This is a genomic window from Streptomyces griseosporeus (assembly GCF_014656055.1).
GTDB classification, from domain to species: domain Bacteria; phylum Actinomycetota; class Actinomycetes; order Streptomycetales; family Streptomycetaceae; genus Streptomyces; species Streptomyces griseosporeus.
The window spans coordinates 919,059-934,199 of record NZ_BNBR01000001.1 but is presented as its reverse complement, the minus strand read 5'-3'; the positions used below and the strand labels follow the sequence as shown (position 1 = coordinate 934,199).

Genomic DNA, 15,141 nt, shown 5'->3' with positions numbered 1-15,141 from the left:
GACCTCCTGGGCGGGGGAGAAGTGGCGGGCTTGCTGATACGCTCCCCGCGTGTGCTCAGTTCACACTCAAGTTCGCGCGCCGGGGGGCGCCTTGTGGCCGGCTTGAGGCGGCCGGGCGCGATGTCACTGAAACGGGCCACCAGATGGTCCTCAGCAGCAGTGGGGGTGGCGTGTGAATCAGGATCAGAGCGGGCCGGTCGACGGTGTGCAGTCGGTCGGTTCGGTCTACCAGTACGACGATGGCCTGTACGTGCGCGTGGACGACGTCGTGCCGTACGAACTGGTCGACGCCGACGACAGCCATGGGTTTCGGCCGGGCGACGACCTGGTGCGCTGCACGCTGCACCTGAGCAACGGTACCGGTGGCCCCATCGACGTCGACGGCATCGCCCTGCTGGTGCGGGGCGGGCCGTACGGCAAAACGGGCCGTCAGGTGCAGGATCACCGAAGTGATGTGCTCGACGATGAGCTGGAGGGCACCCTGCGCGCGGGACGCAGGGTATCCGCCACGTGGGCTTACAGCATTCCGGCCGGAACCGCCGGCGACCTCGACATCGAGGTCCGTTTCCGGCACGCGCACGACCGTGAGAGCGTCACCTTCACGACGGCCGCGGCCGCCGCGCCGGCCATCTGCGGCGCGAGCACCAGTACCGGCGCAGCGTACTTGTCGCCGCCCGGGGGCTCGGAGGCCGGTGCCCCCGACGGCCTCGGCGGCAGCGCCGACAGAGCGCTCGACGCCGTCCCCGCCCAGCCGGCCGGTCCCTGGCCGCAGGGCACGCCGAAACCCCCACCGCAGCTCTCCGCGGACGAACTCGACGCCGCACGCGTCCGGCAGATCTTCCGCTTCCTCGCCGAGGCGGAGGAGTCCAAGACCCGCCCCGTGCGCACGCTCGACGGCGCGGCCGGCATCGTGTGGTTCGACGAACTGCCGGACGACGACGGCGTAGACGTGGTGATCGACGGCGTACTCGCCACCGACGAGCCGGCCTGGCTGACCGTCACCCGCCCCGAACGCGAGGACGCGCCGCACCCCGAGCCCCTGCTCGCCCCCTGGGTGGACGACACCCGCATCCGCGACTTCAAGGAGACCCGCGCCCCACACCTGCGCCGGCGCATCGAACCCGAGTTTCCCGACTGGTCGCAGGGCATCCCGCTCGACAAGACCTACCACGAGCTGGACGAGCACCCCCACCGCGAGAAGATCGAGAAGCTGTACGCCGCCTGGGAACAGGAGTGGCTCGCCTGGGCGGAGCGGCGCCGCGCGATCGACCCCGTCGTCAGGCTGTACGACCGGCTGCACAAGATGCACGAGGACGCCGCCAACCTCGGCGAATCCTACGAACTCGTCCTCGGCCTGGGTCGGCTGACCTGGCAGACGACCTCGGGGCAGCGGGTGGAACGGCACCTGGTCACCCACCGGGCCACCCTCCGGCTCGACCCGTCCACAGGCACGCTCACCGCCGCCCCGGACCCGACCGGCGCGGGCCTGGAACTCGAAGAGGGCATGCTCGAAGGGGCTCAGCACGTACCGGGCACCGTGCGGGAGGAGATCGTCGAGGTACTGGAAGGTGCCTCGGACGTCACGGACCCCGAACACCTGAACGCCGTCCACACCGCCCTGCGCAGCTGGGTCAACGCCGCGCATAGTGCGGGTAGTTACCTGCCGACCGTGGAGCGCGCCAAGCCGCGCAGCCTCGACGTCCCGCAGGTGGGGCTCACGCCCGCACTCATCCTGCGCGAGCGCAGCCGCCGTTCGACCATGGACGCCCTCAAGGCCATCGCCCGGCAGATCGACGCGGGCACCCCGCCCACCGAACTGCTCAGTTACATCGCAGGCCGAGGCGGCGCGCTCACCGCGGCCGACCTCGCAGCGGCGGAAGAGGACGGTGCGGTTCACAGCAGCGGCGAGATGTACTTCGCGCTGCCCGCCAACGAAGAACAGCGCACCATCGCCGAACGCCTGCGCGCGAATCGGCTCGTCGTCGTACAGGGGCCGCCCGGCACCGGCAAGACGCACACCATCGCCAACCTGGTCACGGACCTGCTCGCGCAGGGCAAGAGAGTCCTCATCACCAGCCACACCCCGCGCGCCCTGCGCGTGCTCCGGGACAAGCTGCCGGAGTCGATCCGTGACCTGTGCGTGAGTCGCACCGAGGACGGCGCGGCCGCCCAGCGCGAGCTCGAGGCGTCCGTGCACAGGATCCTCAGCGAGTACGCGGGCTACGACGAGAAGGCCTCCCGGAAGCAGGTCAAGACGCTCCAGTCGCGCCTCGCCAAGGCCCGCACCGGCCAGCAGGCCATGTTGCGCGACCTCGCCGTACTGCGCGAGCAGGAGACCCACCGCTTCGGCGCGGAAATCGGCGACTACAGCGGCAGTCTCCAGGAGATCGCCGAGCGCCTCACCGCGGAAGCGGGACGCCACGACTGGCTCGGCCCGGTCCCGCAGGAACAGCCCAGCCTGAGCGCCGGCGAGGCCCTTCGCCTACTGCACACCACCCGTGCCTTCACGCCGCACCACCAGACCCTGGCTGCCGAGGTACCCGGACCCACCGAACTGCCGGATCCCGGTGACTTCGAGGAAGCCGTGCGGGTCGTACGGTCGGCCGAGGAAGCGCACGCAGCCGCGCGCCAGGCTCCCCTGTGCGCGGAGTACGACACGGCCGTGCGGAGCCTCAGCGAGGCGGAACAGCATCGGCTGTCCTCGGCTCTGGACGCATTCTCCGCTGCCCGCGCTCGCGCCGCGTCCCTCGCCGCCCCGGCCGGCGCCTGGGCCGCGGCACTCCTGAAGGAGGTGACCGAAGGGCAGGACTGGCAGGCACGCAGCCGTCGGGCCGCCGTGACCGAGACGCTGGCAGCGGTCGACGCCCTGCTGACCACACTGGGCACGTCCATGGTCAGCGGCCTGGAGCAGTACGACCCTGCCACGGCGCTCGCACAGGCCACCGGCCTGCACGACGGACTCGGCCAGGGCCAGAAGCTGCGCGGCCCGCTCGGCATGCGCTCGAAGCTGGCGAAGGCGGTCGGCGCGTTCGCGGAGACCGTACGGGTGGACGGGCGGGCACCGGAGGAAACGGTGACAGCGGCCGTGGTGCTTGCCCGAGTCCAGCTCGAACTGCGCCTGGCACAGGTCGAGACCGAGTGGGGCAGCACCCCCGCCGCCGCCTGGCACGGGCACGGACCGCGCCTCGCCCGGCTGCGTCAGGAGGCCGAGGTGCTCGACGCGCTGCTCGCCGTCGCCGCCACGCGCACCGACGTCCTGACCGCCGCGGCCACCTCACCGGCACTCGCCGCCGCCACTTGGCACGACGCGTCGGTCGAGAACGCCGTACGGAGCCTGCTGCGCGCGGCGACCACACTGCGCGCGGCCGAACAGTCCCGCAGAGCCGTCGCTGACACTGAGGAGCTGCTGCGGGCCTGGAGCGACCGGCCGGGTGTCGCGCCCGCGGTTCTGCGGGCCCTGGACGCCGTACGCAAACGGGACCCCGACGGATACCGCTCCTTCAGTGAAGAGATGGCCGAGGTGCGCGAAGCCGCCCGGCTGCGGGCAGAACAGCACGCGGCGCTCACCCGGGTCCGTGAGGCCTTCCCCGTCCTTGCCGAGCGGATCACCGGCACGCACCAGGACACCGCCTGGGACACCCGGCTGCCCTCGCTCGCCCAGGCCTGGGCCTGGTCCGCATGGCGGGAGCGCATGGAGCGGCTGACCGACCCAGAGGCCGAACGCACGCTGCGCAAGCGGCTGACGGAGGCCGACGACGAAGCCCGCATCCTGCTCGCGCGGCTCGCCGCTGCCCGAGCCTGGCACCGCTGCCTTGGTCTGCTCACTGGCGACCAGTCCCGGGCGCTCAGCGCCTATCAGCAAGCCGCCAGGCGTATCAAGGGCAAGTACCAGCAACGCTACCGGCGCGACGCGCAGGCGGCCCTGCGCAAGGCGCAGACCGCGGTGCCGGCCTGGATCATGCCGCTGCACCAAGTCGCCGAAACCGTGCCCCTGGACCAGCCCGGCATGTTCGATGTCGTCATCGTCGACGAGGCCAGTCAGTCCGGTCTGGAGGCGATGCTGCTGAGCTGGCTTGCCGACCGGATGGTGGTCGTAGGCGACAGCAAGCAGGTCAGTCCGTCCAACGTCGGCCTCAAGCAGGACGAGTACTTCCACCTCAGGGACCGGCTGCTCACCGCGCTGGAGCCTGACGTGCGCAGCCTGTTCGGCCCAGACTCGAGCTTCTTCGACCTCACCGAAGCGCTGTCGGCGGGCCGTGGCACGCTCATGCTCAAGGAGCACTTCCGGTGCATGCCGGAGATCATCTCCTTCTCCAACGACCTCTGCTACAACCGTCAGCTGCTTCCTCTTCGGCAGTACGGCGCCGACCGGTTGCCCCCGGTCCGCACCATCCTCGTCGAGCACGGCGAAGCTGTCGGCGCGAACTCCCGGCTGACCAACACCGCCGAGGCCGAGGCCCTCGTCGACGCGGTCGTGCGCTGCTGCGCCGACCCTGCCTACGACGGGAAGACCATGGGCGTCATCAGCCTCCGCGCCAGCAAGGGGCATCTCACGGAGCTGGAGAACCTGCTTGCCGAGCGTCTCGACTACGAGCAGCGCGAGGAGCGGCGCATCCGGGTCGGTGACGCCGAGGACTTCCAGGGCGACGAGCGGCACGTCATGTTCATCTCCTGCGTCAACTCGCCGTCCACCGCCGCTGGATCCGTCCCTGGTGGCTTCAACGGCAAGACCTACGAGCAGCGGATCAACGTGGCGGCCTCCCGCGCCCAGGACCAGGTGTGGGTGTTCCACAGCGCGCGCGTCGAGCAATTCCATGAGAACGATCTGCGCCGACGGTGGCTCGACCACCTCACGAGGCCCGTGGAGGAGGACACCGCCGCGGTCGAAGGCGACGTCCTGCCCGACGTCAGGCACGAAGCTTTCGACAGTCTGTTCCAGCAGCAGGTGTACCTGGAACTGACGGCGCGGGGTTATCGGGTCCGCCCGGGATACAAGGTGGGGCGTCACACCCTCGACCTTGTCGTGGAGGGCGGCACACGCCGGCTTGCCGTCGCCTGCGACGGGGACGCCTTCGCCGAGGGCGAGGACGCCTCCACCGCGGCGGCCAGACAGCGCGACCTGGAACGGGTCGACTGGACGTTCGTCCGGATCCGGGGCAGTCGGTTCCATCTCGACCGGGAGCAGGCACTGACGCCGCTCTGGGCGGAGCTGGATCGCCTGGGCATCGAGCCGGTGCCGGACGGGGGGGAGCCGCGCAGTGAACAGAGTGAGGAGACGGGCGACCCTCAAGCGACGACCGACATCGGCGCCGTGCCCGACGCGGTGACCGCGCCGCAGCCTTCGGACCCGCGCGAGTTGCTGCGGGATCCGGCCGGGGAGGCGATGCCCGCGGCGGCGGAACCGCCCACGGTTGCTTCGGGGCACCGGGCCGTCACCGGGACACGTGCGGGCGCCACCGGGGCCTTGGAGCCCGAGCCGGCGCCGGCCTCGGTCGCCCGAGGCTCACTGCCGGTCCGGGAGATCCCTGCCGCCGCCTTCCAGCGGCTGGTCCGCGAGGTGCAGGAACTGCAGGCAGCCCTGGACGCTCCCCACGAGATTCCCGAGGGGGTGGACGCGGCGCAGCTGGTGTTCCTCAGAAGGACCCATGCCGACCAGCGCGACCGGCGCACGAAGCGCCTTGCGTTCCTGCGGACGTTCCTCGATTCCGTCGGTGTAGGGCGGGAACCTGTCGTCCCCAACGTCGTGGTCCCGGGCACGTTGCTGGTCCTGGAGTTCGACGGTGTGCTCGACGAGGACACGCTGTACGCCGTCGCCGAACTGCCCACGGGGGAAGCGGACATCGTCTCCCCGTCGTCTCCTCTCGGCCACGCGCTGATGTGGCAGCCCGCCGGACGGGAGATCCCATACGACGCGTCGAACGGCAAGGCGCGCTCGGTTGTCGTACGGGAGATCCGGGTCTGAGCACACCGGCAGCCGGCCCTGTCCACCCGCACCTACGTGTCCGGGTGACAGGGCCCTGTGCGTCTCAGCCGGCCACCGGGTCCAGCAGGCCGCTCCGTTCTCCGCTCCAGGAGATCGCCAGCGCGTCACGCGCCCGCGTGCACGCCACGAAGAGCAGACAGTGCTCCGCCAGCAGATCCGAACGGTGCTGCACGGCGTCCTCGTCTACCGGCGTCACCTGCGGAGCGAAGGGAAGCACGCTCGACGTCACACCCACGACGGCGACGCAGCGGAACTCCAGACCCTTCATCCCGTGCATCGTCGCCACACGCACCCCCGACACCTCCGGCCCCGGGTCGTCCCTCACGGCTACCGCCGGAATGCCCTCCCGGCGCAGACGCGCGATGACGGCGTCGACCAGCGTGTTGAAACGGGCGCACACCGCCACTTCGGACGGTTTGACCCTGTCCTGGTCAACCCAGACCCGGATCTGTTCGACGAGCGCGCGGAGTTCGTCGTCCTGACTGGCGTAGCCACGAGCCACCGGCACGCGGCCATGCAGCTCCGACCGGTAGCCCCGCAGCGAGTCCCGGCCACCGTCATCGTCGTCGTCCTCGCCTAGCCGGCCCACTGGCTGACCGTCCAGGAGTGACGCCGACCAGCGCAGGATCTCCTCCGTGCTCCGGTAGTTGACGCGCAACCGGGACGTGCGCCCTCGCACGTCGATACCCAGCGAGCGGAGCGAGACCCGAGAGTCATAGATGCGCTGGTGGGGGTCACCGACGAGGAACAGGTCGTCGGACTGCTCGGCGACGCTGGCGCGCAGCACCCGCCACTGGGCCGGGTGCAGGTCCTGCGCCTCGTCCACCACGACGTGACGGTAACGCGGCCCCTGCTCCGCAAGGATCTTGGCGGCCTGGTCGCAAAGCATGGTGTACGTCGCCGAGTCGCGCGAGGCGAGATCACTCGCGAACCGTTCTATGACCCGCCACAGCCGCGCTCGTTGCACCCGCCCGACCTGCGTGCCGCGCCCCCTGCGCACACACCGCAGGTACTCCTCGGGCGTCCGCAGTCCCTGGGCGAGGACGACACCCCGGAACTCCTGCGCGAGAAAGCGCTCCGACCAGGGCAGGTTCTCGCGTGCGGCGGCACGGGTCCATGCGCTCTTCTCTGCTGCCGCCGACAACGGCTTCGGTGAGCTGCCCCGCGCCTCCCGTATGACCCGTGCGGCGAGCGAGTCCACCGTCGTGACGTCGACCCGGTCGAGCAGGTGGGCGTCGGCGTCGCCGAGCAGGAGGGCCAGGCTGTCGCGCAGGGCGGCAGCCATGGCATTGGTGAAGGTGGTGAGCAGGATCCGGTCACCCTCACCTCCGTGATGCAGCAGATGCCGCACCCGGTGCAGGGCCACGACGGTCTTGCCGGTGCCGGGACCGCCCGTCACCTGAGCCGGCCCGTTGAAGCCCGGGTGGTAGGCGTACCGGCGCTGGGCGGGATGCAGGAAGACACGCCAGCGGGAGAAGTCCTCGGCGAGGATCCGTTCCAGTTCGCCGGGGCCGGTGACCTCCACGATGCGGTCGGGTGTGTTGAGGATCGCCTCGCTGAGGGTGACGGCAGGCCGCTCCTCAGCCGTGCGCACCGTCTGCCCGCGCGGGGCGATCAGCTGCTCCCAGACGTCCTCGGGCGAGTAGTCGGCCGCCAGGTACTCCAGGACCTCGTACTGGTCGGCCGGCATCATGGGCGGAGCCATGACCGTCAGGTCGTCGGTCGTGACGCACACCCGTGCCAGCCGCAGGACCTGCTCGTCGATACCCAGATCCCGCAGGACGGTGTCGGAGTGCCTGGCGAAGAGCCGCGCCGGGGTCTCGACCGCCTTGGTCTCGAAGTAGGTCTCCATCTGCTCGAGGGCCTCGACGTTGCGGACCTCCAGGCCGCCGGTGGCACCGTTGACCGAGTAGGCGCGCTTGCAGGCCCAGTTGATCGCCTCGTCGTGCGGTGCGACCCGCAGCAGTGTGTACAGCCCGCTCCCGTCGTCCGGAGCGAGGAGAACTCCCCGGTAGAACCTGGTGATCCGGATCGTACGGATCCGAGGGTCGCGCGCCCCTTCGAGCTTCTCCAGGTGCATTCCCTTACTGGCATGCAGCTGAGGCACGGTCAGGCCGCGGAACATCTGGATGGCGTCGTTCACCTCCTTCTGGACCGGTCTCTGCAGGGAGATCAGGTCCTCGACGAAGTCGTCGGAGAGGGCGAGACGGGGCATGGGCGTCCTCGAGCCGTGGGCGGGCGGTGGGCGAGCAACAGCCTAGAGACTGATCGGGCCGCCGAGTGACGAAGCTCCCCATAATCGTTGTGTGAACTGAGTCAACGATCTATATTTTCTGTTGCTGCCACCCATGGGCGCATCACCGCGCTCCAACGGATCTGTCCGAAAGGACCCACCGCATGCCGGCCCAGCCTGCCCAGGCCGCTGTCCCGCACCCGCTCGACGAGGTTCCCCAAACCTTCCGCGCAGGGGACTCCTACACAGTCCGGGACGCACTCGTCGCCTACATCCGCCGGGATCTGCTGGGGCCCTGGGACGGTGAGACGGAAACCCTTCCGAGTGCATCCTCCGGGCCACGCGACCGCTACCTCGTCGGGATGCTCGGTCCGCGCCCCGAGGCCGTCACGACGGACCGGATCGCGCGCGCGGCCGCCCAGAGTGCGGACGGTGAGTCGGGTGACGAGCAGGAAGGTGACGACAGCGACCTGCAGGACCGGCTCAGCCCGCAGGCCGCCGGGCACATCTGGGCATCGTCGATGGGGCTGGCCTTCACGGTCCCGGCCTCCGTGGGCACACTCAGCGCCACGGTGCGCTGGGGTCGCTACACGCAGACGGAGGAAGCCACCGACCGGGGGACGACCCGCAGGGTCTGGTCGCGTGAGCCCGTCGAGCACCTGGTGGACATCGACGTGACCGGCGCGACCGATCGGGCCGTCGAACTCAGCGGTGAGGCCGTGGTTCTGGACGTACAGGTACGCCGGCACACCAGCCGCGCGGGTACTGAGGATCTCCGCATAGTCGAGCTGGCCCTCGTCAACCGGCAGCCGGACAGCCGGGACGCACGCGACGCCCACTGGCTCTTCCAGACCGAGATCGACGTCACCGCCTTTCCCGACGACCAGGCCGCCGTCTTTCTGCCCGTCGACGATCCTCTCGACGCGGCAAGTCGCGGCAACGCGCCCGAGGACGCCGAGGAGCGGCGGCTGCGCCTCCTCTACCGGGACAGCCTCAGCCACGCCAAGGGCCGCAATGTCGCTGTTCACGCGCATGTCCGCGACGGCGAACGCAACGCGCACCGCCTGACCACCGTCTGGCTCCCCGAATACGACGTGAGGGCCACCACCGCGCCGGCGCTCGAGGAGCAGGAGCTGCTTCAGGGCCTGGAGCTGGGTATGGACGAACTGGCCGCACTCGCCGTTCCCGACCGTCGCGCCGAACTCAGCGCCGCCCTGGCTCCGCTGGCCGACGGGTACGGCACCTGGCTGGAACAGCAGCGCAGGGCCGCCCGCTCGCTCCCCGACGAACTGCGTGAATCGGCCGAGGTCGCGATCGAGCAGGCACTCGAGGTCTGCGACCGTATCACCCTGGGCATCGACCGGCTCGTGGCCGACGACACGGCCCTCACGGCCTTCCGATTCGCCAACCAGGCCATGGCGCTGCAGAGGCGCAACACCGCGATCGCCGCCGCCCGCGCCGGTCATGAGAACGACCCCCTCTCCTACCGAAAAGCCCAGGAAGAGGTCCACGGGAAGGGCAAGGCCGGGGCCAGCTGGCGTCCCTTCCAGCTCGCCTTCGTCCTGCTCAACATCGCCTCCCTCACCCAGCCCGGCCACCCGCACCGCGGCACCGGCCGCCAAGCCCTCGTCGACCTGCTGTTCTTCCCGACCGGCGGTGGCAAGACCGAGGCGTACCTGGGCCTTGCCGCCTACACGTTCGCGCTCAGGCGTCTGCAGGGGACGATCGGTTCGGGAACAGAGGCGCGCAGCGGTGACGCCGGGGTGGGCGTGCTCATGCGCTACACCCTGCGGCTGCTGACCGCCCAGCAGTTCCAGCGCGCCGCTGCTCTGGTGAGCGCATGTGAGGTGCTGCGCCGCGAGGAGGTCGCGCGGGATCAGAGGTGGGGCTCCACGCCGTTCCGCATCGGGCTCTGGGTGGGCACCTCCGTTTCGCCGAACTGGTTCGAGGAGGCCAAGGAGCAGATCGCGGAGGCCAAGGAGAGTGCCAGCGACAAGCACGCCCGCGTCCTGCAGGTCCTCAGCTGCCCGTGGTGCGGCAGCGGACTGACCGCCCGCTCGAACATGGAGTACGACGAAGGACGCCGCCGGATCCTGCTCTACTGCCCGCGCGGGGAGGGAGAGGACCGCTGCCCCTTCTCCCGTCGCGAGGCGCCCGGCGAGGGCATCCCCGTCCTCACGGTCGATGAGGAGATCTACCGGCTTGCGCCCTCGCTGCTGATCGCCACGGTAGACAAGTTCGCTCAGCTTCCGTGGAACGGCTACGCGGGCCTGCTGTTCGGCAGGGTCACCGAGCTGTGCCCCCGCCACGGCTACCGCCATGATGACCTGGACGCCAAGACCGGCTGCGGCGGACGGCACAACGCCAGGGGCGACCTGCCCGGCGTCACCGCCCAGCCCGTCACCCGACTGCGGCCCCCGGACCTGATCATCCAGGACGAGCTGCACCTGATCTCCGGAGCGCTCGGCACCACCGTGGGCCTCTTCGAAGCCGCCGTCGACCAGCTGTGCACGTGGAGCTTCACCGACGCCCACGGACGGCGCCATGAGACCGGCCCCAAGATCGTCGCGTCCACCGCGACCACCAAGCGGGCCGCCGACCAGGTACGCGGTGTCTTCGGCCGCGAGGTCGCCGTCTTCCCGCCCCAGGTGCTGGACGTCGGTGACACCTTCTTCTCCCGGCAGGTGGAGCTCAGCCGGGAGAACCCCGGCCGCCGCTATCTGGGCGTGTGCGCGCACGGCACACGGCTGAAGGCGGCGGAGATCCGCGTCGCGGAGATTCTCCTGCTCGCAGGACAGCAGCTCTTCGACGACTACGGCAAGCCTGCGGACCCATACATGACACTCGTGGGTTACTTCAACGCCACCCGCGAACTTGCCGGCATGCGGCGATACATGGACGACGACATCACCACCCGCGTGCGGGCCAACGGCAGCCGCAAGGGCCAGGACACACTCTCGGACCGCATTGTGAGCAAGGCAGGGATGCTCAGCATCCAGGAGCTGACCTCACGCATCTCCTCTGCGGACATCGGCTCGGCCCTCAAGCGGCTGGAGATCGAGTTCGACCCCGAGCGTGACACCTCGGTACGACGGCGGGCCTTCCTGCGGGAGTACGCGGCCGCCATGAAGGAGAAGCGAGAGCCCCGGGCGTCCATGACGCCGGCCGTGCATCAAGCGGTCGACGTCGTCCTCGCCACCTCCATGCTGCAGGTCGGCGTCGACGTCTCCCGCTTCGGCCTCATGCTGGTCGTCGGTCAGCCCAAGAACACCGCCGAATACATCCAGGCGTCCTCCCGGGTCGGCCGTGACGCAAGGCGTCCCGGTCTGGTGGTGACCCTCTACAACTGGTCGCGTCCCCGCGACCTCGCGCACTACGAGGACTTCGAGCACTATCACGCGACGTTCTACCGCCAGGTGGAAGCTCTCTCCGTCACTCCCTACACCCGCCGTGCACTCGACCGGGGTGTCGCCGCCACCTACGTCGCCGCGCTGCGGCACAGGACGTACGAGACTTCCCGCAACCTCGACGCCCACCACGTCGACCTCGACGGCCCGCTCGCGCAGGACGTCGAACGGCGTTTGCTGGAAAGAGCGGAACGAGTGGGAGGTGACCGACCCCGTCAGTACCTCAGTGAACGCCTGGACCGACTGAAGGACGAATGGCGCAGAAAGCGGGACGAGAGCACTGCGGCACTCGGCTACCGCAAGGAGAAGCACAAGAAGACCGTCGTGAACGGACTGCTCAGGCGGGCGGACGGATCCCGGTGGACCGAACTCACCGTCGGCATGTCGATGCGTGAGACGGAGAATGAGATCAATCTGCTCCTGCCCGGCGGCGGCGTGTTCCTGGAAGAGCCCTCGGGCAGCGGTCCCGACTGGCACTTCGGCACGCCCGCGACCGACTCCGACCCCGACCCCGACACCGCGACCATTGTGGACAGTGACGAGTACGGGCCCGTTACGGCCGACACGGTCAGGAAGGCACAGCGATGAGCACCCATGGCAGCAACCGCAGGGTCGGTGCCGTACGGCCGAGCCACCTCATGTTCACCGCCGGTGTCGGCGCCCTTGTCGATCTGCCGAACTTCTCCGTGCTGATCCGGGGCATCGACGCCTGGAGCCACTCCGGTGTCACCGACTACGACATCGACGAGCCCCGCCTCCGCGCCGCCGTCAACCGCTCGCTCCAGCGCTATGGGCGCGGACAGGTCGAACAACTGCGAGCCGCTCCTTGGCTCGAGGGCGCCGACGCTGACCCGAAGGGCTGGGCGGCCCAGGGAGTCGGCGTGCCCGTCACGCCCTTCCCCCAATGGCTGCGCTGCACCGCCTGCAACGTGCTGGCCGCCATCGACTCGGATGAGTTTGCCTTCGTCAACTCCAACGCTCGGACACCGCACGAGGCGAAGTTCGTCCACGACTGCAAGCGAGGCAAGCCGCTCGCCGTGGCCGCCCGCTTCACCCTGGTCTGCACCGCTGGTCATCTCGACGAATTCCCGTACACCGCCTACGTCCACCACGGGCAGAACTGCGCCAGGACGCCGCGTCCCAAGCTGCGCATGAAGGACCACGGCGGCAACCAGGCCGCCAACGTCACCATCGAGTGCGTCGCCTGCGGCGTGAAGCGGAACATCCGGGAAGCGATGGGCGAACGGGGGCGCCGGAACCTGCCCGCGTGCCGCGGACGACACCCGCACCTCGGCACCTACGAGCCGAACGGCTGTGCACAGGAACCGGTCCTGATGGTGGCGGGCGCCTCGAACCAGTGGTTCCCGCTCACCCTGAGCGCCCTGGCACTGCCGAAGGCGCAGGGCGGTGACATCGACAAGCTCCTCGACGATCACTGGCCCGACCTCGAACTGATCGAGGACCGAGGGCAGTTCGACTTCATGGCGCGCATGCCCAAGTTCGCCTTCCTGAAAGAGTTCGACGCCGAATCGGTGGTCGAGGCGATCACAGCGCGCAAGCAGGGGGCGGGCGGCCCGGCTCCCTCCGCGCCCGACGTCCAGGCGGACCTGTTCGGACCGGAATGGGACGCCCTTTCCGGGCCCATCCCCTCCCCCAGCGACGACTTCGCGCTGCGGCAGGTCCCGGTGCCGTCCCGTCTCAGCGAGTTCTTCGGGGACATCAGGCAGGTCGAGAGACTGCGCGAGGCCCGGGCGCTGATCGGCTTCAGCCGGCTGGATGCGCCGGACCCGGAATCTCCGGAGATCGCCACGCGCGTCGAACTGTCCCGCGGGGCCCGCAACTGGGTGCCCGCGAGTGAGGTGCGCGGCGAGGGTGTCTTCCTGCGGGTGCGGGACGGCCTGATGGCCGAGTGGGTCGCTCGCATGGAGAAGTCCCCGCAGATGGAGGCGCACAGAGAGGCGTACGCGCGCTTCCGTGCCAATCGGAAGTCGGACCGCATGACGAGCGACTTCGACCCCTATTCCGGCTGGCCCGGCGCCCGTTACATCGCCCTGCACACCCTCTCCCACCTGCTGATCCGCACCATCGCCCTGGAATGCGGCTACAACTCCGCCTCGCTCGCCGAACGGATCTACGCGGGAGATGAACAGAACCCGAGGACGGGCATCCTCATCTACACCGCGGTACCGGACTCTGAGGGCACCCTGGGTGGTCTGGTCTCCCTCGCTGAGGAACGCGAGTTCGACCGGATCGTGCGCCGGGCCCTGGCCGACGCCAGTCACTGCTCAGCCGATCCTCTGTGCGCTGAGCGCCTGCCGCACGACCCGGCCGACTTCCTGCACGGAGCCGCGTGCCACGTCTGTCTGTTCGTGTCCGAGACGACCTGCGAACGCGGCAACCGCTTCCTTGACCGTCGTTTCCTCGTCCCGCTGGCCGGGGACAAGGAGCCGGTCCTGACACCGGTCGGTCTGCTGCCATGAGCCGCCCCGCATTCGAGGCCGCTGTCGGACCTGCGGTCGCGGCTCTCGGACTCTCCCGGAGCAAGGACCTCGCCGGTCTGCTGGCCCAGGCACGTTCCAGGGAACGGATACTGACCGAACTGGAGAGCCCGGGAGTCGGCGAGGCCGTAGCGCGGCTCTGTGACGCGATGCAGTCGGAGTCGGTGGCGCCGGCCGAGGCGGCTGCCTATGTGCGCGGCTATGTGGCCGCCCAACGACAGGCTCGGGACACGGTCCGTGTCCGCACAGTGTGGAGTGGTCCCTCGACACCGGCCGTACCGGTGCGCGCCACAGCCCAGGTGCTCGTTGAGGTCATCAACGGGGCGCAACGCGAACTGCTGGCCATGACGTACGCCGCTCGTCCGTATCCGGCGCTGACCCGAGCGCTGAGGGAGGCTGCGGAGAGGGGCGTGGAGATGCACGTCGTGGTCGAGACGCTGGCAGGCTCGGGCGGACTTCTTTCGGGAAGGGAACCCGCCGAAGCGTTCGCCTCAGTGCCCGGGCTGGTGCTGTGGGTATGGGCCCGGAACCCGGTCGAACACGCCGGCTCACGCCAGCACGCCAAGCTGGCGGTCGCCGACCGCCGAACCCTCTTCCTCGGTAGCGCCAACCTGACCGAGTCCGCAGTTCGGCGCAACATAGAGGCGGGTGTGCTGGTGGCGGGCGGGGAAGCACCGCGGCGCGCGGCAGAGCACATCGTTGAGCTGCAACGTCTTGGCATACTGAGGCCTTTCCGGCCTGAACGAGCGGCTCAGCCTTCTCGTCGGTGAGGCAGCTGCCCGCCTACGGCCGTCGAGCCGAGGGCCGGGGGACCGGCATGGGGACGTTGATCACCCTCCGGCAGCGCGACGTTTCGCGCGCCGCGGTCGACGTCGCTCAGTAGCCACCATTGTCAGCGGCGGCAGGATGTGCAGGCCGCTGGCCATGTCGATTGGTGGTGTGCGGAAAAGTCGGCAATCGGCCAGGGCAGGTCATGGGCATGAGAGAGGTTCCCCTGGTCAGCACGACTTGCTGACGTTG

The 15,141-nt window shown here is 69.8% G+C and carries 5 protein-coding genes; 4 read left to right on the top strand and 1 reads right to left on the bottom strand.

What is annotated here, in order from left to right:
• Positions 1 to 172 precede the first annotated feature (172 nt).
• On the top strand, positions 173 to 5,962 hold the full coding sequence (locus IE308_RS04140) for a PDDEXK-like endonuclease domain-containing protein (protein WP_190216615.1): 5,790 nt from the start codon (positions 173 to 175) through the stop codon (positions 5,960 to 5,962).
• 64 nt (positions 5,963 to 6,026) lie between these two features.
• Here IE308_RS04140 and IE308_RS04135 read toward each other — a convergent pair whose 3' ends face one another.
• Complete coding sequence (locus tag IE308_RS04135) at positions 6,027 to 8,198, bottom strand: UvrD-helicase domain-containing protein (protein ID WP_110633883.1); 2,172 nt, start codon at positions 8,196 to 8,198, stop codon at positions 6,027 to 6,029.
• Positions 8,199 to 8,380: 182 nt separating this feature from the next.
• Between IE308_RS04135 and drmA the strand changes: the two genes are divergently transcribed.
• The 3 genes from drmA to drmC are packed head-to-tail and all read left to right on the top strand — an operon-like array spanning position 8,381 to position 14,891.
• On the top strand, positions 8,381 to 12,211 hold the full coding sequence (gene drmA, locus IE308_RS04130; RefSeq protein WP_190216614.1) for a DISARM system helicase DrmA: 3,831 nt from the start codon (positions 8,381 to 8,383) through the stop codon (positions 12,209 to 12,211).
• Positions 12,208 to 14,103: an MrfA Zn-binding domain-containing protein gene (gene drmB / locus IE308_RS04125; protein WP_110633887.1), complete on the top strand. Its 1,896-nt coding sequence runs from the start codon at positions 12,208 to 12,210 to the stop codon at positions 14,101 to 14,103. The genes drmA and drmB overlap by 4 nt, the downstream gene beginning before the upstream one ends.
• Positions 14,100 to 14,891, top strand: coding sequence for a DISARM system phospholipase D-like protein DrmC (drmC, locus tag IE308_RS04120; protein WP_110633890.1), 792 nt, complete (start codon positions 14,100 to 14,102; stop codon positions 14,889 to 14,891). The genes drmB and drmC overlap by 4 nt, the downstream gene beginning before the upstream one ends.
• Positions 14,892 to 15,141 lie beyond the last annotated feature (250 nt).

Excerpts from the sequence above, each read along its gene's own strand:
- IE308_RS04135 (WP_110633883.1), bottom strand. The coding sequence starts at position 8,198 with ATGCCCCGTCTCGCCCTCTCCGACGACTTCGTCGAGGACCTGATCTCC.
- drmA (WP_190216614.1), top strand. The coding sequence starts at position 8,381 with ATGCCGGCCCAGCCTGCCCAGGCCGCTGTCCCGCACCCGCTCGACGAG.
- drmB (WP_110633887.1), top strand. The coding sequence starts at position 12,208 with ATGAGCACCCATGGCAGCAACCGCAGGGTCGGTGCCGTACGGCCGAGC.
- drmC (WP_110633890.1), top strand. The coding sequence starts at position 14,100 with ATGAGCCGCCCCGCATTCGAGGCCGCTGTCGGACCTGCGGTCGCGGCT.